Source organism: Ilumatobacter coccineus YM16-304 (assembly GCF_000348785.1).
Lineage (GTDB): Bacteria > Actinomycetota > Acidimicrobiia > Acidimicrobiales > Ilumatobacteraceae > Ilumatobacter_A > Ilumatobacter_A coccineus.
The window spans coordinates 4730219-4756373 of the sequence record NC_020520.1 but is presented as its reverse complement, the minus strand read 5'-3'; the positions used below and the strand labels follow the sequence as shown (position 1 = coordinate 4756373).

The following is a 26155-nucleotide window of genomic DNA, read 5'->3' as shown; positions in this document are numbered from 1 at the left end:
CCGCATGGTCGTGGCCGGGCGAGGGCAGCGATGTCTCGGGGAAGTCCCTCCCGCGAGATCTATTCGATGGTCCAGCCGTCGGGCAGGGCTGCGTCACCGATGACTTCGTGCGTCTCTTCGTCGACTTCCACGCCGTCGAGGTGGGCCCAGAGCATGATCTGGTTGCCCCACGGGTCGACGAACGAGGCGTTGGCGCCACCGAACTCCGTCCAGAAGTGGTCACGCCACAGCTCGGTCGCGCCGAGGCTGACGGCCGTGTCGAGGATGCGCTCGAACGAGTCGTCGTCGCTCACCAGGATCCAGGCGCGCGTGCCGCGGCCACCCGGGTTGAGGTTGGTCGGCTCCTTCGGAGCGCTCGGCGGACGAGGGCGGTAGTCGGCGGCGTTGGAGATGCCCATGTGCAGGTTGCCGTTGGGGCCCTGCGTGCCGTCGTCGATCTTCTGGTTCTGGCCGGGCACGATCCGAGCGAACGTGTCGGCGATGCGGTCCTCGACCTCCCAGTTGAAGACCTCGGAGTAGAACTTGCGTGCAGCGTTGACGTCGTCAGATGCGAAATCGACGAAGACGAGCGTGTTTGGATACGACATGGTGCCCCCTTGAGCGAGTTGAGACCGTCAAACTAGCGTGAGCAAGAATCGGTTTGGACTGATGGTCTTACCATAGAGTGTGACAACGAGTCGATGCCAGAGCAAGGGGAACGCCGATGAAAGCCATGTTGTACAACGAGCCCGGAGGCCCCGAGGTCTTCGAGTACGTCGATGTCGCCGATCCCGAGCCCGGCCCGGGCGATGTGGTGATCGACGTCGCCGCCACCTCGCTCAACCGACTCGACGTCGTCCAGCGCAACGGCTGGTTCCAGATGCCCGGCTTCACGTACCCGCACATCGCGGGGATGGACGTCGCAGGCACCGTCTCGGCCGTCGGTGACGCGGTGACCGGCGTGAAGGTGGGCGACCGTGTCGTGGCCGACCCGTCACTCGCCGGCGTCGCCGACAACTCCAAGCTCGCCGGACGCGGCGACCTCTACGGCGACCTGGGCGTGATCGGCAGCACGGTCGACGGTGGCTACGCCGAGAAGTGCCTCGTGCCGGCCTCGCACGTCTACGCGATTCCCGACTCGATGTCGTTCGCCCACGCCTCGACCTTCCCGACCGTCTACCTCACCGCCGCCCACGCGCTCTTCGACGTCGGCAACCTCGTCGCCGGTGAAACCGTGATGATCCACGCCGCCGGATCGGGCGTGTCGACCGCCGGCATCCAGCTCGCCAAGAACGCCGGCGCCACGGTGCTCGCCACCGCCGGCACCGACGAGAAGTGTGAACGGGCGCTCGCCCTCGGCGCCGATCACGTCGCCAACAACCGCACCACCGACATCACCGCATTCGCCCGCGAGGTCACCGAGGGCGTCGGCGTCGACATGGTCTTCGACCACGTCGGCACCGCCCTGTTCGGCCCGTCGCTCTTCGCGCTCGCCATCCACGGCCGACTCGTCAACTGCGGCAACTCGTCGGGCGACGAGGCCACGATCCCGTCGCTCGGCCACCTGTTCCACTCGGGCATCAAGATCATGGGCTCCGACCCGTATCGCCCGGAGGAGTTCGGCCCCGTGTGGGACACCTTCTGCAATGGCGACTTCGAGGTCGTCATCGACTCGACCTTTGCGCTGGCCGATGCCGGTGCGGCGCAAGACAAGATGCTGCAGAGCGACTTCTTCGGCAAGATCATCCTCACCCCGTGACCGTCATGAGATGTTTCTTTTCGTCCCGGTCCAAGGGAAACAAGCGGATGTTTCTCGCCGTCCCGGTCCAAGGGAAACAAGCGGATGTTTCTCGCCGTCCCGGTCCGAGGGAAACAACCGGGCCGAGCGTCTGATCGTGTTCGAGCCTCGCGACGCTCCGTACCCGGAGCTGAAGAAGACCCACACGATGGCCCACGTCGGCCGCCCCTGGACCGACTACAAACCGCCGCCGGCCGCGCCGGTGTGGGCGGCGATCGAAGGGCTCGGCCGCTATTACATCCTCCTCGCCGCGCTCGAACTCGACGTGTTCGACACGATGCAGCGTCTCGGTCCGTCGACCGTCGACGTGATCGCCGACGCGCTCGACGCACCGGTCGACCACGTCCGATCGCTCCTCGACGGCGTGGTCGCACTCGACTTGCTCGACCAGTTCACCGACGTCTACGAACTCAACGACGCCGCCAAGCGCTACCTGGTGTCCGACGGCCCGGCGTCGATGGCGGGGCTCATCCCGATGGCGCCCGGACCGCACGAGAACTGGACGCAACTCGCCGACACGGTCCGCAGCGGTCGCCCGGCCACGCCGATCGAAGACGATCCTGTCGGCTTCTACGTGCCGCTCGTCGAAGGAACGTTCACCACGATGTTCCGCTGCGCGACCCGCGCGGATCTGAAGATCAGGTACTCGGCGATGCGCGCACCGAAGATCCTCGATCTCGGCGCCGGTGGCGCCCCCTGGTCGATCGCGATGCTCAACGGATGCCCCGACGGATCAGCGGTCGTCAACGACCTCCCCGGCGTGATCGACGTCGCCCAGGCCAAGACCGCCGAACACGGCGTGGCCGATCGCTGCGAGTTCCGGCCGGGCGACTTCCACACGATCGACATCGAGGCCGGCCACTACGACATCGTCGTGCTCGGCCACGTGTGTCGCACCGAAGGCGCCGACGGTGCCCGCCACCTGATCGAGCGCGCCTTCGAAGCGCTCAAACCCGAAGGCCGCCTCGTCCTCGCCGACTACTTCACCGACATCGAACGCAAGTTCAACCCACACGCCGTGATCATGGGCACCACGATGATGGCGAGCACCGAGAAGGGCTTCTGCTTCACGCATCAGGAGTTCTCCGAGTGGCTCCGCGACGCCGGATTCATCGACCTGCGGCTCGTCGAGCCCATCGGATTCCAGCAGAGCTTCGTTGCGAGCAGACCACGATGACCAGCCCCGCTGCGCGCTCGTCCCGACGACCCGCCTGCCGACCTTCACGCCCAGCACCCAGGAGCACCGTTTCATGATCGAGATCGACACCCTCATCGTCGGAAGCCACGTCGTCACGATGAACCCGACGCGTGACGTCATCCGCCACGGCGCGGTCGCCGTGCGCGGCAACGAGATCGTCGACGTCGGCAAGCAGAGCGACCTCGAAGCCATCTACGCCCCGAAGCAGACCGTCGGCAGCGACCGATTCGTCGTCACGCCGGGCATGGTCAACACGCACATCCACATCACAGGCGAACCGCTCACCCGCGGCTACGTCCCCGACGACACCCCGTTCGAAGAGAACGTGTTCATGTGGCTCTGCCCGCTCTACTCGGTGTTCACCGCCGAAGAGGAGCGCCTGTCAGCGCAGCTCGCCGCGGTCGAGATGCTCAAGTCGGGCACCACCACGTTCCTCGAAGCCGGCACGATCCGGTTCCTCGACGACGTGATCGACGGCCTCGTCGAGGTCGGCATTCGCGGACGTGTCGGCAACTGGGTCTGGGACCTCCCGCCCGAACCCGACGTCTACAAGCAGAACACCGATGCGGCGATCGACATGCTGCAGCAACAACTGGTCGACCACGCGTCGGTCGCCGACGGACGCCTCGGCACCTGGTCGATCCTCGTCGGCCACACCACCGCCTCCGACCCGCTGTGGAAGGCGGCGCGCGAACTCGCCGACGAGCACGGCACCGGCATGAGCTTCCACATGTCGCCCGCCAAGCTCGACCCCGAAGCTTTCGTCGCCGAGTTCGGTCACCGCCCGATGATTCACCTCGCCGAACTGGGCATCCTTCGCGACGACGTCGCCATCACCCACTGCGTCCAGGTCGACGACCAGGAACTCGCGATCATGGCCGAGGCCGGCGTGTCGGTCGCGCACTGTCCGACCACCGCGCTCAAGGTCAGCTACGGCGTCACCCAGATCGGCAAGATGCCCGAGATGGTCAAAGCCGGCGTCAACGTCAGCATCGGCACCGACGGCAACAACGCGTCGAACTACTCCGACCTGATGCGGGCGACCTATCTCGTCGCCGGGCTGTTCAAAGATGCTCGTCAGGACCCGCAGATGTTCCCCGCCGAGATGGCCTACGAGATGGCCACCCTCGGCGGTGCCAAGACGATGCGGATGCAGGACACGATCGGCTCGCTCGAAGTCGGCAAGCGCGCCGACATCGTGCTGCACGACACCGACCGTCCCGAGTGGCGTCCGCTCCTCAACGTGGCCAACCAACTCGTCTGGTCGGCCGACGGACGCGGCGTGCACACCGTGTTCGTCGACGGCGTCAAGGTCGTCGAGGCCGGTCAGATGACCACGATCGACGAAGGCACCTTCTACGACCGCTGCCAGCGCGCCGGCGAAGCGATCACCGCCCGCTCAGGCCTCCCCGACAAAGCCAAATGGCCCGTCCTCTGAGCCAGCCTGGTTACGCGGCTCCCGGAGCGATGTAATCAACTTGGTCAGATCTTGGGCCAGCGGCTGACGTCGTCGATGCCCGCGCGGGTGCGCAGGGCGGCGCCCGCGGCGACCGCGTCGTCGGTGAGCGCGTGCACGTCGATGGCGGTGATCTGCTTGTCGGCCACGACCTGTTCGCCGGCCACGTACACGTCGCGCACCGACCGACCGTCGGAGCCCCACACCAGCTGCAACACCGGGTCGGGGCTCTGCGGAATCCACTCGAGGCGTGACCGGTCGTGCACGACGAGGTCGGCCTGCTTGCCGACCTCGATCGACCCGACGCGGTCGTCGACACCCAGCGCTTCGGCGCCGCGGATCGTGAGGAGTTCGAGCGCGTCGTGGGCGCCGAACACCGTCGGGTCGAGGTCGCGTTCTTTGGCCATGCCGGCGAACAACGCGGCGGCGCGGAGCCCGTCGACCATGTCGCCGGCGTTCTCGGAGTCGCAGCCGAGCGCGAGACGTCCGCCGTCGCGCCACAGATCGAGATGGCGGAACTCGCGAGCCAGACCCTGCCCGAGTCGGAGGTACGCCCACGGGCACGAGATGACGCCGGTGCGGCTGCCGACGAGCAGGGCGACCTCGTCGTCGTCGAGGTGGACGCCGTGAGCGATCGCGAGGTGTGAACCGAGCACCCCGAGCGAATCGAGATGCACGACCGGTGCCCGACCGGTGCGAGCCAGGTAGCTCTCGGTGTCGCTGGTGCTGGGGGAGAGGTGGAACGTCATCCCCACCTGCCGTGAGCGGGCCAACTCGGTGGCGGCGACGACCAATTCGTCCGACATCAGATCGTGGCCGACCAGGCTCACCCAGCCCGACACGAGCGGCCCGGTCGGCAGGTCGAGCATCCGTCGCTGGCGGTCGACGACCTCGTCGACCGATCCGACGAACGGACCCTCTTCGATGTCCCATCCCCACGTGCCGATCGTGAGGCGCGCGCCGACTTTCTCCGCGGCTCGGGCGATGCGATCGGGATGCGCGACCGTGCCGGCCTCGAACGTCGTGGTGATGCCGTTGGTGAGCGACTCGGCCAGCGTGAGCGTGGCCGACAACTCGTCGTCGTCACCGGTGTGCTCGGCGTGGATGGGCACGACCCAGGTGAAGATCGACTCGCCAGGTGGCAGGTCGTCGGGAATCGACGACTGGATGAGCCGGTCGCCAGTGAGATGCTGATGGCCGTTGATGTAGCCGGGCGCGACGAGATCGGACGTGCTGCCGCTCACCTTGGCATCGGGCGATGCGGCGCGCACCTCGTCGAAGCGGCCGACCGCAGCGATCTCGGTGCCGTCGATCAGCACCGCACCGTTGTCGATGATCTCCCGACCGGGGTTCATCGTGACGACCGTGCCTCGGATGATCCGCATGAGCCGAAACTACCCGTGACTTCCCAGGTGTCCTCATCAGGGGCGATGCGCAGCGCGGACGATAGAACGTCGACATGGCCGACCTGCCGAATTGTCCGATCTGCACGATGCCCGACCCGCTGCTCGCCGCCGACGGCTACGAGTGCGCCACCTGCGGACACGAGTGGCTCGCCGCTCCCGACGACGGGCTCGACGACATTCGCGACGCCAACGGCAACCTGCTCGCCGACGGCGATGCCGTGTCGATCATCAAGGACCTCAAGACCGACGGCAAGGCCGGCGGCATCAAGGTCGGCACGAAGATCAAGTCGATCCGACTCGTCCCCGGCGACCACGAGATCGAGGCCCGCGTCGACGGTCGCCAACTGCTGATCAGAGCCGCATTCGTCAAGAAGGCCTGACGCGTCAGGGCGCCGCAGTCAGGCGCGGAGCGCGACGAGGAACTGACCGCCGCCCTCGTCGATGTCGGAGCGCACGTCGAGGCTGGGTTCGAGCCGCGAGATCCGATCGATCAACCAGTCGGCAGCCTCCTGCGCGTCGCTGCGCGTCGGACAGCGCGCCATCACCTCGCGACCTCCCTTGTTCGCCAAGCGCTCGACGCTGGGAATGATCGGCGACGGATCGACGACGAAGAGGTGCTCGGCCCACGGGACGACCGCGTCGACGTTGCCCTTGCCGGTGTTGCACGAGCGGTGCGCGAGCCGTTCGGTCAACTCGGCCGCACCCTTCTTCTTGCCCTTCGACTTGGCTTTGCGGTCGGTCATGCGACTGTCGACGCTCGGCCCGCGGTCGTCGTTGACCGACCGGTCGGCGTCGACCGGTTCGTCGCAGAGCCAGCAGCGCCAACCGTCTTGTTCACCGATGTCGTCGAGGCGGCCCATGCTCGCCACGGTACCGACCCGCTTGTTTCCCTTGGTCCCGGTCCAAAGGAAACATCCGCTTGTTTCCTTCGGTCCCGGTCCAAGGGAAACAAGCGGGTCGAGCGACGGCGGGGCAGACTCGTGGGGTGCGTGCTTCCGATGATGTCCCGATCTCGCTGCTCGGCGTCCCGCTCGACGCCAACTCGTCGCACCTCCTGGGAGCGGCAGCCGGGCCCGCAGCGATCCGCGCCGCGATGCACTCGGGGTCGGGCAATCACGCCACCGAGGCTTCGGTCGAGGTCGTGCCGCAGCTCGACGATCTCGGGGACCTGCCGGTGGCGAACGAGCGCGGTTCGACCGACGATGCCGACCGGATCACGGCGGCCGTCGCCGAGCAACTCGCAGCCGGCCGCCAGGTGATCACGATCGGCGGCGATCACTCGATCACGTTCCCGATCCTGCGCGCGTTCCGCGACGTGTACAACGTCGAGGGCGGCGCGTTGACGGTGGTCCACATCGACGCGCACCCCGACATCTACGACGACCTCGACGGCAACCCGCTGAGCCACGCATCACCGTTCGCCCGATCGCTCGAAGCCGGGTGCATGACGTCGCTGATTCAACTCGGGATCCGAACGGCAACGCCGCACCAACGCGAGCAGGGCGAGCGCTGGAACGTCACGATGCTCACCCCTCGCGAGCTCGATCGCTTCGACGCGGCGTCGCTCGCCGGGCCGATCTACCTGTCGGTCGACCTCGACGGTCTCGATCCGTCGGTCGCTCCGGGAGTGTCACACCACGAGCCGGGTGGACTCACGTTCCGCGAGGTGCTCGACGTGATCGACGCGCTGCCCGGCCCGCTCGTCGGCGCCGACGTCGTCGAACTGAACCCGTCGCGCGACCTGGTCGCCATGACCGCGATGGTCGGCGCCAAGCTGGTCAAGGAGATCGCCGGGGCGATGCTCGCCCGGCGCTGACGCTCGACGACGCTCACAACGCTCACAACGCACAACGGCGGAGCCGACGCAGGATCACCCGCGCCGGCTCCGCCGTTGCTCGTCGGTTCGTGTCGACGTCAGGCTCGACGGCGTCGGCTGAACAGGCTGGTGACGAAGCCGAAGCCGAGCAGCAGTGCGCCGATCAGACCGGTGCGTTGCGTGGTGTCGGAACCGGTGGCCGGCAGCGTCTGCGAGCTGACCACGACCTCGAAGTCCTGCGTGACCGTGCCCGACTCACCGACGGCGGTCACCGTGACCGTCGCCGTTCCCGAGCCGCCGGCGGCCGCCCGGACTCGCACCTCGTACTGCACTTCGGTGAGCTCAGCCGATCCGCGTGTGAAGGCGTTGCCCTGGCCGCTCCGCTGGACCGAGACGACCTCGAGGAGCCCAGGGTTGCTCGACTTGGCGCTGACGCCGACCTCTTCGTCGTCGCCCTGTTCGATGATCACCGTGAACGAGCTCTCCGAGCCACCGGCGACCGGCGGCGGGTTGTCGCCGTTGATCTGCAGCGGCGTGGTCGTCGTGGTCGTGGTGGCGTCGGGCACCGTCGTGCTCGGCGTCGTGGTGGGCGTGGACGAGGTCGGCACGGTCGTGGGTGTGGTGGTGGTCGGTGTCGTCGAGTCGGTGATCGTCACCTCGACGCTGGCCACGTCGATGGTGACGTTGTCGGCCTCCGACATGGTGACCGTGAGCGTCTCGTCGGGTTCGACGTCGTCGTCGCTGGCGATCAGCAGGTCGACCGTGGTGGTGGCCTGTCCGGCCGGCAGCACGACGACCTGGTCGAGCGCCGTGTAGTCGTCGCCGGCGGTCGCCGTTCCGTCGGCGGTCGAGACACGGACCGACGCATCGCCTTCGCCGTCACCGGTGCGCGTCACCGTGAGCGTGACGGTTCCGTCGGATTCGGCGACCGTTGCCGGATCGGCGCTGATCGAGATCGACGATGCCTGACGCTCGACCGATCCGATGTCACTGGCCTCGCCCGACGGACGGTCCTCGCCGCGCTGATCGATCGAGATCACGACCCCGGCAGCGCCGGCGTCGACGGCCGGCGAATCGAGGTCGGGCAGCATGGTCTCGGTCGGACCGCCGTTGTCGGTCAGTCGGCCGAGGCCGGGATCGTCGGCGAAGACGTTCGTGCCCTCGACGGGTCCGTACGCCGCCGGCAGGATCGAGTGGCTGGCGGTGATCGGCGACAGACCGCCGTCGAGGCTGGCTGCGTCACCGAGACCTGATGCGTCGGCGAGCCGCAAGCCGGCGTCGGGGTCGATCAGGGTCATCCCGTCGTTGTCGGTGACGATCGAGTGGTCGATGACGACCGACGAGGCTTCCACCACTGCCGGGGCGGGTTCCTCGAGCGGCGGCGGGCCGTACGGGAACTCGTCGGCCACGGCGTTGCCGGCGATCGTCGAGTGCAGGAGCTGGACTCCACTCAGGGTGTAGGGCTCGTCGGCGGAATCGAGGAAGTCGCCGGAGTAGCGCTCGAAGCTGCGGATGATGGTGCTGTCCTCGTGGATGTCGTTGTCGCTGATCGTGGTGTTGATGATGGTGACGGAGTCGTAGTCGCCTGGCCCGTCGAGGCCTGGGGCGTCGGCGGCGGCACCATCGAGGCAGAGGTCGAGGCATGGGAAGCGGCGCCCGTCGCCGCCGGCTTCGATGAGCGCAGTGCCGTACAGAGCGACGTTGTTGCTGATCGTCGAGTCGCTCAGGTGGAGGGGGACCCCGACCGAGTGGATCGCACCGGTCGACGAATCGGAGATCGTGCTGCTGGTGATGTCGAGCGACGAGGAGTAGTGCGCCTGGACGCCACCACCGTCGATGCTGACGGTGTCGATGTCGATGTCGCCGGCACCGGCGATGCTGACTGCGGCGCTGCGGCGCGGACCGAACGACCGTCCCACATACATGCCGTCGGACAGCTTCGTGACCGTGCTGTCGGTCAGGTCGACGTCGCCGGCGTAGCTGATCGCGAGGCCGCCGGTGTCGGAGGTGACCTCACTGTCGGAGACCTCGACGTCGCCGTCCACCCAGCGGAGCAACACGCCGTCGTAGGACGTGTCGGTCGTGACTCGGGTGAGGTCGATCGACGCAGCCCGTTCGACGATGAGGCCGAGTCGAGGCTCGGCGAACGGTGCGAACCCGTCGCCGACGATGGGGGCCTCGGCCTCGGTGATGTCGACGTCGGTCAGCGCCACGTTGCCGTAGGCGTTGTAGATGGCCGCGATGGGGCCATTGCCGCCTTCGCTGTTGGTCAGCGTCGAGTCGGTGATCGTGACATCGCCCGACACCGTCGAGATCGACACCGCTTCTCGGCGGGCCTCGATGTCGACGCCGCTCAGCGTGACCGACTCGATCATCGAGCCGTCGTAGTAGCCGTACGCCTCGATGCCGCTCCCCGTGGCCTCGATCGAGATGTTCGAGATCGACACGGCGACGTCGCCGTAGAAGTAGAACGCGGTGACGTCCTCGCCTTCCTCGCTCTCGTCGACGGCTCGGACCGTGAGTTGGTCGGCGCCCGGACCGGTGATCGTGACGTCGTGCGCAAAGGTGCGCAGTGTCGATCCGATCTCGATGACCGCCGGACCCCCAGCGAAGAGCGCCGGGGCGAACGTGATGGTGTCGGGCCCTGCGTTGCCTTCCGCGTTCGCCAGCGCTTCGCGAAGCGACGTGGTCGCATCACCGTTGATCTCGTCGTCGAGCGACGTGACCTCGGTCGGTCCACCGACCGGGTCGGCGCCGACCGGTTGTCCGTTGACCAGCACCGCGCCGGCGACGACGGTGATCGTCGCTCCGAGTGCGGCCGAAGTGGTCAGGCCGTCGCGAAGACGTTGGATCCCCGTGCGCGCAGGGTCGTCTGAATGATTGTGAAGTGTGCCCACTGATTGCTCCCGTGTGAAGTGTCGTACTGTCGTCGGCAGACGACCTGCCAAACTGTAGTTTTCGTTCGGGAGCCGACTCGCGGATGGTCGCAGGCGCGCTACCAGGTAAAACGCTTCGAGCCAAACACTGCAGTGACACTCACTGTCGTTGCGTGGGCGACTCTCCGTCCGCCTCGTCGGCCACCGCCGCCGACTCGCGCATCGCTCCGGCGAAGATGCCTTTGGCCATGAGCGAGGTCTCGGCCTGTCGACGCGCTCGGTAGACCTCGGCTCGCGTGCCATGCACACTTCGGTCGTCGGGCGCGGCCCACGCCGCCAGATCGGCCAGGTGTGACGCCATCCGGAAGTCACTCTCATCGGCGAGTTCCGACGCTCGCTGAGCGAGACGGTGCGCGCCGCCCGCCAGGTGTGCGATCTCGGCGGCGAGGGCGGCATCGGGCGACGGCTTCAACCGGCTCGGGGCGCCATCCCACCAGCCACCGAACTGGCGCCAGATGTTGCGGATGACGAACTCGGGCTCGTCGTACAGCGGCCGCAGGTACGGCTTGGCGAGCATCGCCGGGTCGACGCGCACCGAGTGGATGATCGTGTCGAGCACCTCCCCGGCGTTCATCATCGTGATGACATCGCTCGCCAGTTTCTCGAGCGTCGACGCGATCGTGGTGAGCATCTCCTCGATGCGGTCGGCGCCTCCGACCGGCAAGCCGTGCGCGGGAAGCAGGATCTCCGGTCGACGCGAGGCCATGTCGCGCAGCGCGGCGGCCCACTCGATCGGATAGCGCTGCACCTTCTGCGGATTGCCGGCGTTGGGGAAGTTCCAGATCACGAAGTCACCGGCGAACAACCACTTCTCGTTCGGCATCCATCCCCACAGGTGATCGTCGGTCTCGCCACGCGCGTGGTGCAGTTCGATCGTCCGGTCGCCGATCTCGATCGTGTCGTGATCGCCGACGACGTGGGTGGGCGCGAGGGTGTGCTTCGGGATGAAGTCGGGTTCGTCGGCGTCGCCCATCTCGAAGTCGCCGCGGACACCGCCGAACTGGCGAGCGTTGATGAGCACGTTCCAGGCGTTGGTGTCGCGATAGCGATCGAAACGCTGCTCGACGTTCTCGTGGCCGACCACGTTCATGTCGCCGTACGCCGCATCGAAGTGGACCGACCCGCCGACGTGGTCGGCGTGACCGTGGGTGTAGATCAACTGGCGGACCGGGTCGCTGCGCCACCCACCGATCGCCTCCACGACCGCGGCGCCCGTGTTGACGTGCGATGCGTCGAAGGCCACCAACCCGTCACCCGAGTCGACCACGACGCTGTGGCTGAACGACTCGACCACCGCGAGGCCGTCGGCCACCTCGGTGAGTTCGTTGGTGATGCGATTGAACGGTTTGTCGACGTCACCACTTTCGATGATCGCGGCCGAGAGTTCGAGCAGGTCGTCCATGTCGCGAAGGTAGTGCTCGTTCCGACCGCCGATGTCCATCGGGTAGACACAGTGCATGACCGCACCGAAGATCCGCGACGTCGACTTTCGCGACCTCATGCACCTCGAGCCGCACGGCCCCGACACCTACGTCGGCATCGTCGCTTGCTACCCGTGGGGTCAGCGGTTGTTCGGCGGTCAGGTGGTTGCCCAGGCGCTGCGCGCGGCGATCCACACGGTCGACACCGAGCGCCGAGCCCACTCGCTGCACTCCTACTTCATCCGGCCCGGATCTCCCGACGAGCCGATCCGCTTCGAGGTCGAACGGCTGCGTGACGGCCGTTCGTTCTGCACGCGCCAGGTGGTGGCTCGGCAGTCGGCCGGTGCCATCTTGAACCTGTCGGTGTCGTTCCAGGTCGCTGAAGACGAAGCCGACGTGCAGGCCAACTCGATTCCCGACACGCTGCCGGGTCCGACCGACCCGTCGTTGCTCGACTACTCGTGGGGTTCACTGCTCGAACGCAAGTCGGCCGACGCGTCCGACACCCGCCTCGGGTACTGGATCCGCCTCGACACCGAACTGGGCGACGACCCCGATCTGCACCTGTGCGGCCTCGCGTTCATGTCCGACGCGGCCCCGTCGCGAGCCGGGCGGTCGCTGCATCCCGACTTCACCAACGACCCGTCCGATCGCTTCAAGTTCATCGGAGCCAGCCTCGATCACTCCCTCTGGTTCCACCGACCGAGTCGCGCCGACGAGTGGCACTGGTTCGACCTCAAGTCGCACGGTCTGTCGGGAGGACGCGGCCTCGTGAGTGGCGACGCGATCACCGAGGCCGGTGTGCACGCGGCCTCGTTCACCCAGGAGGTGCTGCTGCGTCGTCGGCGTGACGAGAAGGCGCCCGAAGCGTGAGCGGCGCCGAACCGCGCCGTTGCGGCTGGCCGACCGGCGATGCGCTCTACCTCGAGTACCACGACGCCGAATGGGGCCGACCCACCACCGACGCCGACCTCCTGTTCGAGAAGATCTGTCTCGAAGGGTTCCAGTCGGGACTGTCGTGGATCACAATTCTGCGCAAGCGTGAGAACTTCCGCGCGGCGTTCGCCGATTTCGACATCGAGCGGGTGGCCCGGTTCGGCGAGCCGGATGTCGAGCGATTGCTCGGCGACGCGGGCATCATCCGTCATCGCGGCAAGATCGAAGCGACCATCAACAACGCACAACGTGCGATCGAGTTGATCGAGGCGGAGGGGTCACTGGTCGACTGGATCTGGAGTTGGGCGGTGACCGAACCCGATCGCACCGACGAGGGCGGCATCCCGGCCACCACGCCGCAGTCGGCAGCGCTCGCCAAGGAACTGAAGCGGCGCGGCTGGAAGTTCTTCGGCCCCACCACGGCGTACGCGTTCATGCAGTCGGAAGGTCTCACCAACGACCATGAACCCGACTGCTTCGTCCACGACGCCTGCGAAGCCGAACGGGTCACCTTTCTCGCCAACCGCTGACCGCCCGGTTTGTCTCAGAGACAAACCGTCCGGTCAGGCGGGGACCCAGTCGATCGTGGCGGTGCCGGGCGTGGACACGATCGGAATGCCGAGCCAGTGACGGAGGCTGTCGGCGGGCTCGGTGAACGGCACGAGCGGCGGGATCTCGTCGAGCGCGATCGGTGTGATCACCGTCGTCATCGTGTCGGCATCGAGGTCGATGCGGAGCGCTTCGACGCCGTCGAGGCTGCCGGTGAACGCACCGTCGAGCGGGTCGGCGATGCGTGACATGTCGTGGCGGCTGATCGCCAGTGCGACCGGACCGCTCGTCGACACCAACGCCCCCGAGGTGTAGGGCTCGGGGCTGTCGAGCGTGGCGAAGAACTCACTGCCGTTGCCGGCGGGCGATTGGATGCCGAATCCGCCGTCGATCGCGCGTGACGGCACCACCACGACATGGATGCGCTGCAACGTCGGGGCGATCATCGACGGCATCAGCCCGTCACCGATCTGGCGAGCGGTCGCCGGGCGAGCGAAGTGGAGGTGGTTGCCACCCACATCGGTGTCGAGCGCAGCATCCATGATCGCGATCACCTGATCGAGTTCGGAGCCGTCTGCGAGGTCGGGATACATGTTGGTGACGATCGACTCCAGTTGCCGGTCGAACTCGCTCGCGCACGGCCCGACGAAGCTGATCGCGCCCGCGTCGTCGAGGTGGAACATCAGATGGATCGGCCATTCCTCGACCGTCCCCACGCGGTATTGGCCGGTGCCGACGATCACTCGTTGGCCCACGACGTCGCCGTCGCTCTCGTCGGCCAGCTCGACCACGGCACCACCGTTGCGTCGGCTGATGAGTCGGAGGGTCGACGACGCGTCGAACGAGGGGAAGACACCGACGCGAGGATCATCGTCTCGACCGAACAGCACGTCGTCGATCTGCACGTCGGTCAGGTCGGCGATCACGGGCGCTGGTGCGCGATCACGGCGAGCGAACCCGTAGACGGGCCCCGTCTCCATCTCGATCGTGGTGGTGGCCGTGATCGTCACGTCGAGGAGGTGCGACGACTGCGCGAGGAGGTCGGGGAGCGGGCACACCTGCCAGTTGTCGGCGGGGTCGGCGGCATAGTCGGCAGGGTCGACCGGATCGAACGACTCCGATCCGTAGCTGCTGCACCCCGTTGCGATGCCCGCCGAGGCGACGAGCACCACTGCCACGATTCGCGTCCTCATGTCCCGATCGTGACACATCGCGACCCTCCTGGTGAGGCGGCTCGGAACATCGACCGGCACGTCGACGCTCGACGCCTCTTCGCCTCGGCACCCTCGAACGGGGTACCGTCGACACATGGGGAATGGAACAGTGTTACAGCATGTCGACGTTCTGATCGTCGGAGCGGGGCTCTCCGGCATCGGAATGGCGTGTCATCTGACGCGAGAGTGCCCGGGCAAGACCTACGCCATCGTCGAGGCGCGCCACGACCTCGGCGGCACCTGGGACCTCTTCAAGTACCCGGGCATCCGTTCCGACTCCGACATGTACACGCTCGGCTACGACTTCAAGCCGTGGAAGAGCGACCTCTCGATCGCCGACGGTCCGTCGATCAAGGCGTACGTCACCGAGACCGCCGAGGAGTACGACGTGATGCGCCACATCTCGTTCGCTCGCAAGGTGATCGGCGCATCGTGGGACTCCGACACGTCGACCTGGACGGCGACCCTCGACCATCTCGACGGCGACGGAACCTCGACCGGCGAGACCTCGACGATCACCTGCAACTGGCTGCAGATGTGCAGTGGCTACTACTCGTACACCAACCCGCACCGCCCCGACTTCCCCGGCGAGGACGACTTCCGGGGCCGCATCGAACATCCTCAGCAGTGGCCCGACGACCTGCAGTCGCGCGCCGACCTCGAGGGCAAGAAGATCGTCATCATCGGCTCGGGCGCAACGGCGGTCACGCTGCTCCCGTCGCTGGCCGAGCAGGGCGCACACGTCACGATGCTGCAGCGTTCGCCGACCTGGATCTTCCCCGCGCCCAACAAGAACCCGATCGTCTCCGGACTCCGCAAAGTGCTCCCCGAGACGGTCGCGTACAAGGCGATCCGCAAGCTCAACTCGGCGCGCACCGAGATGATCTACAACCAGTCACGCAAGAACCCCGAGAAGGTCAAAGCGGCGATCAACAAGGAGATCAAGAAGGCCCTCGGCGACGAGTTCCCGATGGACCCGCACTTCGCCCCGTCGTACAACCCGTGGGATCAGCGCCTCTGTCTCTCACCCGACGCCGACATCTTCGAAGCGATCAAGGCGGGCAACGCCACGGTGGTGACCGATCACATCGACACGTTCACCGAGACCGGGATCCGGTTGGTGAGCGGTGATCACCTCGACGCCGACATCATCGTCACGGCGACCGGCCTCGAACTCCTCGCGCTCGGCGGCGTCACCCCGAACGTCGACGGCGAGCAGATCGACCTGGCCGACACGTTCACCTACAAGGGGTTCATGTACTCCGGCGTGCCGAACCTCGGCACGACCTTCGGCTACATCAACGCGTCGTGGACGCTCCGGGCCGACCTGATCGCCCACTACATCTGTCGTCTGCTCAACAAGATGACCGAGAACGGCTCCACTCGCGCGGTGCCGGTCGTGACCGACCCCGACATGCCGCGCCGGCCGTACGTCGACGACTTCCCGGCCGGGTACATGCAGCGGAACATCAACTCGTATCCGAAGCAGAGCGACCGTGACCCGTGGACCGCGTCGCAGAGCTACAAGTATGACCGCAAGGTCTTGCTCGGGCCCGATGTCGACGTCGACGACGGGGTCATGGAGTTCAGCACGCCGGTCGCCGCCGCGACGCCGGTCAACGCCTGAGTCGCCGCCGATCCGACGAATTCGCGCCGCGACACATTTTCGGGAACCGGTCATGGGGTCGGCGACGTCCAACCTCCATGATCACCACGCGACTCCACACACGTTCACTCGTCGCCCTCCTCGCGGTCGGGTCGCTGGGCCTCGCGGCCTGCGGCTCCGACGATGCCGGCGACGAACTGCCCACCCCTGCCCCGGCCGAACAACCCGCCGATGAACCGGCCGATGAACCCGCAGACGACTCACCGGCTGACGAGCCCACCGACGAGCCCGCCGTCGAGGGTGACGTGATCGGCACGGCCAACATCGGTGGAACGATCGTCGATCCGAAGCCCCACCCGATCGACGACATCGCGATCGCCGAGTCGTACCCCGAGCAGTTGATGGTGCAGTTCACCTCCGGTGACGCCAACTGCCTCGCGGCCACGGCGACCGCCACCGCGTCGGGCGACGAGGTCGTCGTCTCCCTCGTGGTCGGCATCACCGAGGACGCCATGTCGAAGTCGTGCGTGGCCGGCGATGTTCAGCACACGCTCAACGTCGCGCTCGACGAGGGTCTCGACGGCCGTTCGGTCGCCGCCGCCGACGCCTGACTCACCAAGCGTCTGCGTCATCCGGTGTCTGACACCGTTTGACGCAGACACCGTTTGACGCAGCGGCAACTCGATCAGTAGCCGCGCTCGCGGTCGACCATTGCGTCGCTCGGCATCGTGCCGTCGGCGAGGAAGCGACGGATGTTGTCGGCCGCGATGATCGCGGCGGTGTCGGTGCTCGTCGGCCCCGAGATGTGCGGAAGCACGGTGACCGACGGATGCGACCAGAAGCGATGCGACTCCGGAAGCGGCTCCACGTCGAACACGTCGAGCACCGCGTGATCGAGGTGCCCGGAGTCGAGCGCGGCGAGCAGCGCGTCGTCGTCGATCGTCGGCCCGCGTCCGAAGTTCACGATCGACGAACCCGGTCGCATCGACGCGAACGCGTCCGTGCCCAGGAGGCCGACGGTTGCCGCCGTGTGCGGCAGAAGGTTGATCACGATGTCGGAGCGCTCGAGCACGGCGGTGAAACCGTCGGTGCCGTGGTGGCACTCGACGCCGTCGACGAGCTTCGGCGAGCGTGACCATCCGGCCACGTCGAACCGTTGATCGCGGAGCGTCGTCGCGGCAACGGTGCCGAGCGCTCCGAGTCCGAGCACGCTGACTCGGCGGCTGCTCGCTCGCACCGGCGGCTGTTCGATCCACTCCCGCGCCGTCTGCTGTCGCGCATAGCGCGGCATGTCGCGATGCAGGTACAGCGTCCACGCGAGCACGGCCTCGGCCATGGTGAGCGCGAGCTGCGGGTCGACCATGCGCGCCACGGCGACACCCTCCGGAACGGCGGGAAGAATCGCTTCGACACCGGCCCACGTGCTCTGGACGAAGCGCAGGTTCGACAGCGACGACAGTTGTTCGGCGCTGGGTCCGTCGACCACCGCGACGGTCGCCTCGCCGAGCCGCTCGGACGGAATGTCGGCGTGCACGACGACGTCGATCTCGGGCATCGCCGCGCGCAACTGCTCGACGAGTTCGTCGTGCGGTTCCCACTCGACGTTGCGAACGAACGGCACCAGCGGCTTCATCGACTCAGCATGCCAGCCACCCACCGATCCGAAGTTGATTACATCGCTCCCGGAGCGATGTAATCAACTTTGCTCGGACACGGGGGTCGGCGGGGAGGTCTAGTGTCCGCAGAATGATCGGTGTCGAGGTGTGTGATCGTTGCGGGTTCGAGCGAGCCGAGTGGAACGAACAGGACGCGCAGCGGACCCTGCTCCATGCCGACGACATGTTGAACCTCTGGTCGGTCGATGCGACCGGTCATCTCGACCGAAAGCTGCAGGCGCGTCGACTCGACGACCTCAAGGCGATCGCCGCCGCCGACGACCTGTTCGACAAGGTTCATCACCTGATGCACGGCCTGTGCTCGATCGCCGACGTGCGCCGTGCTGCGGGTGATGCGGTGTCGCTACAGCGCGGAACGATCGCTCAGATCAGCCGCTCCGGTGGTGGCGTCCCCAAGCTGGCCGTCGACGCGGCGGCGATCGGACGTCGCGGCGTCGACGGCGACGTGCAGCACACCCGTGTCCACCACGGTCGCCCGTGGCAGGCGTTGTGCCTGTGGAGTTCCGAGGTGATCGATGCGCTCGCCGCCGCGGGCCACCCGATCACGCCCGGCGCCGCCGGCGAGAACATCACCATCTCCGGTGTCGACTGGTCGACACTGCGCGGCGGCACGATCGTCGACATCGGCGAGGTGCGTTGTCAGCTCTCCGCGCCGGCGGTGCCGTGCTCGAAGAACGCCCAGTGGTTCACCGGCGGCGACATCAGCCTGATCGACCATTCGCTCCATCCCGGCCAGAGCCGCTGGTACGCCTCGGTCCTCCGCCCGGGCTCCATCACCACCGGCGACCCGGTCACCATCAGCCCCGTCAGCCCCACCTGACCAAGAGCACCGACCACCAGCCCGCCCCAAGCAGGTTCTGCCCCTCAGATCCGTCATCCGTGACGCTTGTCAGGGGCAAAACCGAGGAGGCAGGGCTTTGCCCCTTGAATCGGTCATGGGTGACGGATTGCCGGGGCAAAACCGGGTGGTGGCGCGGGGAGATCGCGGCGGCGGCGTCAGCGGCGCCAGTTGTAGGCGCGTTCGACTCTGGCGACGCGGAGTTCGTAGCCGTCGTACCAGCGGGCGCGACCGGTGTCGCGGGTAGCGGTGTGCTCGACGTCGGACTTCCACGCGGCGATGGCGTCTTCCGTTTCCCAGTACGACACGGTGATGCCGACGCCGACGTCGTCGGATGTCGACTCCACGCCGAGGAAACCCGGTTGCCGCGCGGCGAGCTCGACCATGCGATCGGCAGCCTCCGCGTACCCAGCAGCGTCGGTCGACGCGAGCCGCGTGAAGATCACCGCGTAGTACGGCGGATCGGGAGTCTCGGCGAACGCAGCCATGCGACAACGATGCCACGCCGCCCACGTCGAGACGCTGAGTGTTTCGAGACGCTGTGCGTATCGAGGCCGATGCGTCAGACTGGCGTCATGGCATGGGTCACCGGAGCTGAATCGAAAGCCGACCTGTTGATGGAGGCGGCGCGACGCGCCGCGGACTTCGTGTCGGTCGAGCGAGACCGACCCGTCGTGCCCACCGCCGAAGCGCTCGATCGGCTCGGTTCGATCACGTTCAACGCCACGCTCGACCGACCGCTCGACGCGCAGAACGTGATCGCGATGCTCGACGAGATCGGCAGTGCGGCGACGGTGAGCAACACGGGTGGGCGCTACTTCGGTTTCGTCACCGGCGGGGTCGAACCCGTCGGCCTCGCCGCCTCGGTGCTCGCCGGAGCGTGGGACCAGAACACCGCACTCCCCGTCATGTCGCCGATCGCAGCACACCTCGACGCGCTCGCTGCCGAGTGGATGGTCGACCTCCTCGGACTGCCGTCGCGTTCGATCGCGACGTTCTGTGCCGGCGCGTCGATCGCCAACCTCACCTCGATCATCACCGCCCGCGACACCCTGCTCCGCGAGGCGGGATGGGACACCGCAGCCGACGGGCTCATCGGCGCTCCGCCGCTCACGGTGGTTGCCTCCGAGGAGATCCACTCGTCGGCGATCAAGGCGCTCCGACTCGCCGGCCTCGGCTCCGGGTCGGTCGTTCCGATCCCGACCGACCGGTACGGACGAGCCCGCGCCGATGCCGTGCCGACCACGACCGGCCCCACACTCGTGCTGCTCCAAGCGGGCAACGTCAACACCGGGTACAGCGACCCGTTCGCCGACATCATCGACCAGCTCGACGCGACGCGGACGTGGGTGCACGTCGACGGCGCGTTCGGGCTGTGGGCCAACGCGGCACCCGAGCGGCGCGACCAGCTCGAAGGAATCGCACGCGCTGATTCGTGGGCGACCGACGGCCACAAGTGGCTCAACACGCCCTACGACTGCGGCGTGGCGATCGTCGCCGATCCCGACGCCCTGTCGCAATCGATGCGGATGGACGCGGCCTACGCGGCGGGAACGGGTGGGCGAGCACCGATGAACCTCAGCCTGCAGATGTCGCAGGGCGCGCGTGCGATTCCGGTGTGGGCCATCCTCGCCACGCTCGGTCGCGACGGTGTCGCCCAGGCGGTCGAGCGATGCTGCCGCCACGCCGAGCGCTTCGCCGACCTGCTCGGCGACGCCGGCATCGACGTGTTGGTTCCGCCGGTCCTCAACCAGGTGCTGGTCGCCTTCGGCGACGACGACCACACCGACGCGGTCATCGCGAAGGTGCAAGCCAGCGGCGACGCGTGGATGGGCGGCACCACCTGGCACGGTCGGCGAGCGATGCGGATCAGCGTTTCCGACACCAGCACCACCGCCGATGACGTCGACCGCGCGGTCGCGGCCATCGTCGCGGCGGCCTGACGGCCAACGCGAGCGCGCCAGCACCGAGCGAGCGTGCAGCCGAGCGCGCGCTTCGTGCACGACGGGGTCGTCGGTGACTGCTACGCAATGAGTATGGATCTGCTCACGGGGCACGCTGCGAACCAACCCGACAAGACGGCGGTGATCGACGACCGAGCCAACGGCGACGTCCGCATCTGCACCTACGCCGAGCTCGAGGATCGTGCCAACCAACTGGCGCACGTCATCACCGCGCACGGCGTCGAGACGGGCAGCAAGGTGGTGTGGTGCGGCCAGAACTCGATGGGGCTCGTCGAGATGATCAACGCCGCGCGCAAGGTCGGGGCCACGGCCGTGCCGCTCAACTATCGACTCTCCGACGAGGAGGCCGCATACGTCGTCGACCACTGCGACGCCACCGTGGTGTACGTCGACGCCGACTACGCCCCGCTGTTCGAACGGATCCGGAGCGATCTGCCCAAGGTCGAGCACATCCTCGTGTTCGACGGTGAGGCTCCGGACGGGATGATCGCCGTCGACCGGCTCGTTGCCGCGGCGAGCACCGAGACCTACGCCGTCGAGGGTGACGGCACCGACAACAGCACGACGATGATCTACACGTCTGGCACCACGGGCAAGCCGAAGGGTGCGTTGCGTCGCACGACCCGTGACCCTCAGCAGGGCGCGGCGCTCCTCCAACACATCGGCTACTCGCCCGACGACGTCTACCTCACCACCGGCCCGCTGTATCACTCGGGACCGGGTGGCTTCATGGCGATCGGACTGGCGATGGGGCAGACGATCGTGCTGCAGCGCAAGTTCGACCCGGTCGACTGGCTCCGGCTGCTCACCACCTACAAGGCGACCACCACGTTCTCCGCGCCCACGCCGATTCGCATGATCTGCAACCTTCCCGACGACGTGTTCGCGCAGTACGACACCTCGTCGATGCGGGTGATGATCGCAAACGCAGCTCCGTGGAGCTATGCGCTCAAGCAGCTCTACGTCACCAAGCTGCCGCCCGAATCGCTCTTCGAGGTGTACGGCTCCACCGAGCTGGGCGTTAACACGGTGCTGCGCCCGGAAGACCAGCTGCGCAAGCCGGGGTCGTGTGGCAAGGAAGCGCCGATGGTCGAGATCCGTCTCTACGACGACGCCGGCAACATCGTCACCGACACCGGGCCGGAGGCCACCGGGGAGGTGTTCGTGCGATCGGCGTCGGTGTTCTCCGACTACTACAAGCAGCACGACAAGTTCGAAGAAGACCATCGCGACGGTTTCCAGACCGTCGGCGACATCGCGTATCGCGACGACGAAGGCTTCCTCTACATCTGCGATCGCAAGAAGGACATGATCATCTCCGGTGGGATGAACATCTATCCCGCCGAGATCGAAGCGGCGCTCGAAGCGCACCCCGAGATCTACGAAGCCGCGGTGTTCGGGATCCCGAGCGAGGACTGGGGCGAGACGGTGCACGCGATCATCGTGAAGCACGATGGTTCGAGTCTCGACGACGCGGCGGTCACGGCGTTCGCTCGCGAGCATCTGGCGAGCTACAAGATCCCGCGGTCGTTCGGCTGGATGGACGAACTGCCGAAGACGGGGAGCGGCAAGGTGCTCAAACGCGATCTGCGCAAACCGTTCTGGGACGCCGCGGCGGGCAACGTCTGAGGCTTCCGACTCGGGTCTCGTCGGGCGCGGACCTCCCCGAGCCGGTCGTCGACCGGCTGACACGGTTCGACACGGTTCGACACGGTTCGAAATCGGCGAGGAGTAAGTCGGTTCGCGTCGGCCAGACTGTCGACCTATGAACAGCATGTCCACGTTGGACCGTCCCGACGACGCAGCGCGAGCCTCGGCCGGCCGACCCGGCGACGGTGGTGACAGCTCGAGTCCGTCGGCGTGGGCACGTCTCGGTGGCGTGGCGTACGACCGACGCGGTCGCGTCCTCATCGCCTGGCTGGCCATCTTCTTCATCACGTTCGGCGCCGTCGGGGCGATCGGCGCCTCGTCGGAATCGTCGTTCGAGAGCCCCGACTCCGAGTCGGCGCGCGGCTTCGAGATCCTGCAGGACAACTTCGGCAGCGCCGGCAGTTTCCTGTCGGGTTCGATCGTGTTCGAGAGCGACGCCGGTATCGCCGACGACGAGATCGCTACCGCCATGAGCGAGCTGTTCGCCGAGATCGATGCGTTCGACGAGGTCACCGTCACCAGCCCGTACTCGCCGCTCGGTGTGCAGCAGGGCCTCGTCTCGGAAGACGGCACCATCGCCTACGCGACGCTGGCGTTCACCGACGACACCGACGAGATACGAGCGAGTGAGATCGGTCGTGAGATCGAGCGGTCGGTCGAGGAGATCGAGGTCGAGGGGCTCAACGTCGAGATCGGTGGTGCTGCGCTCTCGGAGTTCGAGCCGCCCGAATCCGAACTGATCGGCGTCGCCTTCGCGATCGTCATCTTGATCCTGGCCTTCGGCTCGGTGCTCGCCATGGGCCTGCCGATCGGCGTGGCGTTCGTCGGCGTGGGTATCGGCATCGGCACCATCCAGTTGCTCACCAACGTCTTGTCGATCCCCGACTTCGCGACCTCTCTGGGCGCGATGATCGGCCTCGGCGTCGGCATCGACTACGCCCTGTTCATCGTCACTCGATATCGAGAGGGCACGCGCGCCGGACTCGATTACCGCACGGCTGTGGTCACCGCGATCGACACCGCGGGTCGCGCCGTGGCGTTCGCCGGAGCGACCGTCGTGATCTCGTTGCTCGGCATGTACATCATGGGCTTGGCGTTCATCACGGGGCTCGCCACCGGCGCAGCCGTCACCGTCACCATCACCATGGCCGCGTCGGTCACGTTGCTGCCGGCGCTCATCGGCTTCGCCGGACCACGGGTCGAAACGACGCGTTGGCGCGGCCTGATCATGGCCGGCGGGGCATCGTTCGCGCTGCTCGGCATCGGCATCGGCGTACCGCTCATGGGTGCGCTCGGTGCGGTCGTGCTCGTGGCCACGCTGCTGCTCTCGTTCGTCGTCCCGGGGTTGCGCGAGGCACTGCCGCCGCGAGCTGAGAAGGACCTGCGCGACACGTGGTCGTATCGCTGGAGCCGGTTCGTCCAGAAGCGGCCGTGGCCGATGGCGCTGGGCGTCACCGCCTTCCTGCTGCTCATCAGCGTGCCGGTGCTCGGCCTCCGCCTCGGCTTCGGCGACGAGAGCACCTTCGCCGAAGACACCACCACCCGTCAGGCGTACGAACTGCTCGCCGAAGGTTTCGGTCCCGGCAGCAACGGTCCGCTCCTGCTCGTCGCCGAGGTCACCGACCCGTCGCAGATCGAGACGATCGTCGGCGTCGTTGCCCGTCTCAACGAGACGCCGGGCATCTCGCAGGCGCTCGGCCCGATTCCGTCCGAGAGCCAGGAGGCGGTCCTCATCCGCGTCGTGCCGACGACCGGTCCGCAGGAGGAAGCGACCTCCGATCTCGTCGAGATCCTCCGCGACGACGTGCTCCCGGCAGCGACCGCGGGTACCGACGTGGAGGTCTTGGTGACCGGTTCGGTCGCGTCGAGCGTCGACTTCAGCTCGTACCTCGCCAAGCGGCTGCCGATCTTCTTCGTCGCCGTGCTGTCGCTCTCGTTCCTGCTCTTGATGATGGTGTTCCGCTCGGTGCTCGTGCCGCTCAAGGCCGTCATCATGAACCTGCTGTCGATCGGCGGCGCCTACGGCCTCGTCGTGGCGGTCTTCCAGTGGGGCTGGGGCGTCGAGTTGCTCGGCACCGGCAACGGGCCGATCGAACCGTTCCTCCCGATGATGCTCTTCGCGATCGTGTTCGGACTCTCGATGGACTACGAGGTCTTCCTGCTCTCGCGGGTGAAGGAGGAGTACGACAAGACCGGCGACGCTGCGAACTCCGTGGCCGACGGCCTGGCCGCCACGGCCCGCGTCATCACCGCGGCGGCGGCGATCATGGTCGTGGTGTTCGGCAGCTTCGTGCTCGAAGACCAGCGCGTCATCAAGATGTTCGGCCTCGGCTTGGCGTCGGCGGTGTTCCTCGACGCGACGCTCGTCCGCATGCTGCTCGTGCCGGCCACGATGGAGCTGCTCGGCGAGAAGAACTGGTGGCTCCCGAAGTGGCTCGACAAGGTGCTGCCGACCCTCAACGTCGAAGGCGGAAGCCATGATGCCGCCGGCGCGAGCCGGGACGCTGACGGCGCCAGCCGCGACGTCGAGCCGGCTTCGACGAGCTGACCGGCGCGTGTCAGCGGCGCTCTTTGCGCCACACGATGCGCAGCCCTGACCAGACCTCGCTGATCGCGCAGACCTTGTTGTCGACGAGGCCGAGCGGCAAGGCCACCTCGCGGACGACGTCTTCGGTCATGTCGGTCGGCACCTTCGATGCTCGCTTCGGCCACGCGATCCACAACCCGCCTTCGGGGAAGATCGTGCGGCCGAGGGAGTCGATGCGTCGCTGGAATGCGGCGCGCGACGTGGTGAAGAACACGACGACATCGGCCTTACCGCGAAGGTTGGTCGTGAACGTCACGTCGTCCGGGACCGGTGCGAGCAGGTCGCGGAACCCGTCGGGCTCGTCGATGATCGCAACATGTGTTCCGGGTCCGATTCCGAGCTTCTTGGCGAGCGGCGTGCCCGAGTATCCGGCTGGCATGCTCCGATGTTGCCACGTTGTACGGTCGACGCATGGCTGACGAACCGGGCCCGCTGATCGCAGCGGGGCGTGCTGCCGACGTCTTCGACGTGGGTGATGGCAAGGTGCTGCGTCGCTACCGAGGCACCCACGGCGACGTCGAGCACGAGGCGCGGATCATGGCCTACGTCGCCGAACGCGGCTATCCGGTACCGACCGTCCACGAGGCGAGCGGAGCCGACATCGTCATGGACCACGTCGACGGCACGACCATGCTCGCCTCGCTCGAGGCCGCGCCGTGGAAGGTTGTGTGGCATGCGCGTCTGCTCGCCAAGCTGCAACGCGACCTCGCGAAGATCCCGGCACCCGACTGGATGCTGGGGCCGTCGGTCGACCCGGCTCGCCGTCTCAGCGTGTTGCACCTCGACCTGCATCCGATGAACGTCATGCTCTCCAAACGGCACGGACCGATCGTGATCGACTGGACCAACGCCGGCGGTGGACCGGCGGCCTTCGACGCGGCGATCACCTACGTCGAGATCGCCACGTTCGAAACGAGCGGACCGCGCGATCAGATCGGTCAACGGGTGTTCGCCGAAGCGTTCAAGCGCTTCCGTCGAGTCCCGAACTTCGACGCGTTCGTCGAGACGGCCTGTGATCATCGCCTCGCCGATTCGGGCATCACCCCTGGTGAACGAGTCGCCGTCGCCGAGCTCCGCAAGAAGGTCAAGCGCTCCGACACGCCGTGACGGTTCCGGCGTGCCGGA

General features: G+C 67.2%; 23 protein-coding genes. 14 read left to right on the top strand and 9 right to left on the bottom strand.

The window, feature by feature from the left end:
* Positions 1-59: 59 nt before the first annotated feature.
* Positions 60-587 (bottom strand): VOC family protein, encoded by a 528-nt coding sequence (locus YM304_RS21115; RefSeq protein WP_015443769.1) that lies wholly within the window; start codon positions 585-587, stop codon positions 60-62.
* A gap of 116 nt (positions 588-703) precedes the next feature.
* On the opposite strand from YM304_RS21115, the gene YM304_RS21110 reads away from it, so the two are divergent.
* The 3 genes from YM304_RS21110 (at position 704) to YM304_RS21100 (ending at position 4413) form a co-directional block, all read left to right on the top strand.
* Entirely contained in the window at positions 704-1738 is a 1035-nt protein-coding gene (locus tag YM304_RS21110; protein WP_015443768.1) for a quinone oxidoreductase family protein, read from the top strand.
* Between the two features lie 136 nt (positions 1739-1874).
* A complete protein-coding gene (locus YM304_RS21105; protein WP_015443767.1) occupies positions 1875-2954 on the top strand; it encodes a class I SAM-dependent methyltransferase in 1080 nt (359 codons plus the stop codon).
* Between the two features lie 73 nt (positions 2955-3027).
* Complete coding sequence (locus tag YM304_RS21100; RefSeq protein ID WP_015443766.1) at positions 3028-4413, top strand: amidohydrolase family protein; 1386 nt, start codon at positions 3028-3030, stop codon at positions 4411-4413.
* A gap of 44 nt (positions 4414-4457) precedes the next feature.
* Here YM304_RS21100 and YM304_RS21095 read toward each other — a convergent pair whose 3' ends face one another.
* Positions 4458-5816: an amidohydrolase family protein gene (locus YM304_RS21095; protein WP_015443765.1), complete on the bottom strand. Its 1359-nt coding sequence runs from the start codon at positions 5814-5816 to the stop codon at positions 4458-4460.
* A 74-nt stretch (positions 5817-5890) separates the two neighbouring features.
* On the opposite strand from YM304_RS21095, the gene YM304_RS21090 reads away from it, so the two are divergent.
* A complete protein-coding gene (locus YM304_RS21090) occupies positions 5891-6217 on the top strand; it encodes a zinc ribbon domain-containing protein YjdM (protein WP_015443764.1) in 327 nt (108 codons plus the stop codon).
* Positions 6218-6235: 18 nt separating this feature from the next.
* Here the strand turns inward: YM304_RS21090 and YM304_RS21085 are convergent, their stop codons facing one another.
* The gene (locus YM304_RS21085) at positions 6236-6697 is read right to left on the bottom strand and encodes a hypothetical protein (protein ID WP_015443763.1); all 462 of its coding nucleotides are present in this window, start codon (positions 6695-6697) and stop codon (positions 6236-6238) included.
* Positions 6698-6822: 125 nt separating this feature from the next.
* On the opposite strand from YM304_RS21085, the gene YM304_RS21080 reads away from it, so the two are divergent.
* Positions 6823-7653 carry an arginase family protein gene (locus YM304_RS21080; RefSeq protein ID WP_015443762.1) on the top strand — a complete coding sequence of 277 codons (831 nt, stop codon included), beginning with the start codon at positions 6823-6825 and terminating at the stop codon, positions 7651-7653.
* A gap of 98 nt (positions 7654-7751) precedes the next feature.
* Here the strand turns inward: YM304_RS21080 and YM304_RS21075 are convergent, their stop codons facing one another.
* Together YM304_RS21075 and YM304_RS21070 are read right to left on the bottom strand one after the other, a co-directional pair.
* A complete protein-coding gene (locus YM304_RS21075; protein WP_015443761.1) occupies positions 7752-10550 on the bottom strand; it encodes a choice-of-anchor Q domain-containing protein in 2799 nt (932 codons plus the stop codon).
* A gap of 139 nt (positions 10551-10689) precedes the next feature.
* Positions 10690-11991 carry an alkyl sulfatase dimerization domain-containing protein gene (locus YM304_RS21070; protein ID WP_015443760.1) on the bottom strand — a complete coding sequence of 434 codons (1302 nt, stop codon included), beginning with the start codon at positions 11989-11991 and terminating at the stop codon, positions 10690-10692.
* A 55-nt stretch (positions 11992-12046) separates the two neighbouring features.
* Here YM304_RS21070 and YM304_RS21065 point away from each other — a divergent pair, with 55 nt between their 5' ends.
* Both YM304_RS21065 and YM304_RS21060 read left to right on the top strand, forming a co-directional pair.
* Positions 12047-12883, top strand: a complete 837-nt coding sequence (locus YM304_RS21065; protein WP_015443759.1) for an acyl-CoA thioesterase — start codon at positions 12047-12049, stop codon at positions 12881-12883.
* The gene (locus YM304_RS21060) at positions 12880-13476 is read left to right on the top strand and encodes a DNA-3-methyladenine glycosylase I (RefSeq protein WP_015443758.1); all 597 of its coding nucleotides are present in this window, start codon (positions 12880-12882) and stop codon (positions 13474-13476) included. Before YM304_RS21065 ends, YM304_RS21060 begins: the two co-directional genes overlap by 4 nt.
* Before the next feature lie 33 nt (positions 13477-13509).
* On the opposite strand, the gene YM304_RS21055 is transcribed toward YM304_RS21060, so the two are convergent.
* A complete protein-coding gene (locus YM304_RS21055) occupies positions 13510-14688 on the bottom strand; it encodes a hypothetical protein (protein ID WP_154723586.1) in 1179 nt (392 codons plus the stop codon).
* 115 nt (positions 14689-14803) lie between these two features.
* Here YM304_RS21055 and YM304_RS21050 point away from each other — a divergent pair, with 115 nt between their 5' ends.
* Together YM304_RS21050 and YM304_RS21045 are read left to right on the top strand one after the other, a co-directional pair.
* The gene (locus YM304_RS21050; protein WP_041298506.1) at positions 14804-16336 is read left to right on the top strand and encodes a flavin-containing monooxygenase; all 1533 of its coding nucleotides are present in this window, start codon (positions 14804-14806) and stop codon (positions 16334-16336) included.
* 77 nt (positions 16337-16413) lie between these two features.
* On the top strand, positions 16414-16926 hold the full coding sequence (locus YM304_RS21045) for a hypothetical protein (protein WP_015443755.1): 513 nt from the start codon (positions 16414-16416) through the stop codon (positions 16924-16926).
* Between the two features lie 74 nt (positions 16927-17000).
* Here the strand turns inward: YM304_RS21045 and YM304_RS21040 are convergent, their stop codons facing one another.
* Entirely contained in the window at positions 17001-17948 is a 948-nt protein-coding gene (locus YM304_RS21040) for a 2-hydroxyacid dehydrogenase (protein ID WP_041298505.1), read from the bottom strand.
* A gap of 113 nt (positions 17949-18061) precedes the next feature.
* Here YM304_RS21040 and YM304_RS23330 point away from each other — a divergent pair, with 113 nt between their 5' ends.
* Positions 18062-18811 carry an MOSC domain-containing protein gene (locus YM304_RS23330; RefSeq protein ID WP_015443753.1) on the top strand — a complete coding sequence of 250 codons (750 nt, stop codon included), beginning with the start codon at positions 18062-18064 and terminating at the stop codon, positions 18809-18811.
* A gap of 176 nt (positions 18812-18987) precedes the next feature.
* Here YM304_RS23330 and YM304_RS21030 read toward each other — a convergent pair whose 3' ends face one another.
* Entirely contained in the window at positions 18988-19317 is a 330-nt protein-coding gene (locus YM304_RS21030; protein WP_015443752.1) for an antibiotic biosynthesis monooxygenase family protein, read from the bottom strand.
* Between the two features lie 87 nt (positions 19318-19404).
* On the opposite strand from YM304_RS21030, the gene YM304_RS21025 reads away from it, so the two are divergent.
* The 3 genes from YM304_RS21025 (at position 19405) to YM304_RS21015 (ending at position 24991) form a co-directional block, all read left to right on the top strand.
* Positions 19405-20772 (top strand): pyridoxal phosphate-dependent decarboxylase family protein, encoded by a 1368-nt coding sequence (locus YM304_RS21025; RefSeq protein ID WP_051071535.1) that lies wholly within the window; start codon positions 19405-19407, stop codon positions 20770-20772.
* Between the two features lie 93 nt (positions 20773-20865).
* Positions 20866-22422: a class I adenylate-forming enzyme family protein gene (locus tag YM304_RS21020; protein WP_015443750.1), complete on the top strand. Its 1557-nt coding sequence runs from the start codon at positions 20866-20868 to the stop codon at positions 22420-22422.
* 145 nt (positions 22423-22567) lie between these two features.
* Positions 22568-24991 (top strand): MMPL family transporter, encoded by a 2424-nt coding sequence (locus YM304_RS21015; protein WP_162142129.1) that lies wholly within the window; start codon positions 22568-22570, stop codon positions 24989-24991.
* Between the two features lie 10 nt (positions 24992-25001).
* Here YM304_RS21015 and YM304_RS21010 read toward each other — a convergent pair whose 3' ends face one another.
* Positions 25002-25409, bottom strand: a complete 408-nt coding sequence (locus YM304_RS21010; protein ID WP_015443748.1) for a hypothetical protein — start codon at positions 25407-25409, stop codon at positions 25002-25004.
* Positions 25410-25441: 32 nt separating this feature from the next.
* Between YM304_RS21010 and YM304_RS21005 the strand changes: the two genes are divergently transcribed.
* Positions 25442-26137, top strand: a complete 696-nt coding sequence (locus YM304_RS21005; RefSeq protein WP_015443747.1) for a phosphotransferase — start codon at positions 25442-25444, stop codon at positions 26135-26137.
* The last annotated feature ends 18 nt before the right edge of the window (positions 26138-26155 follow it).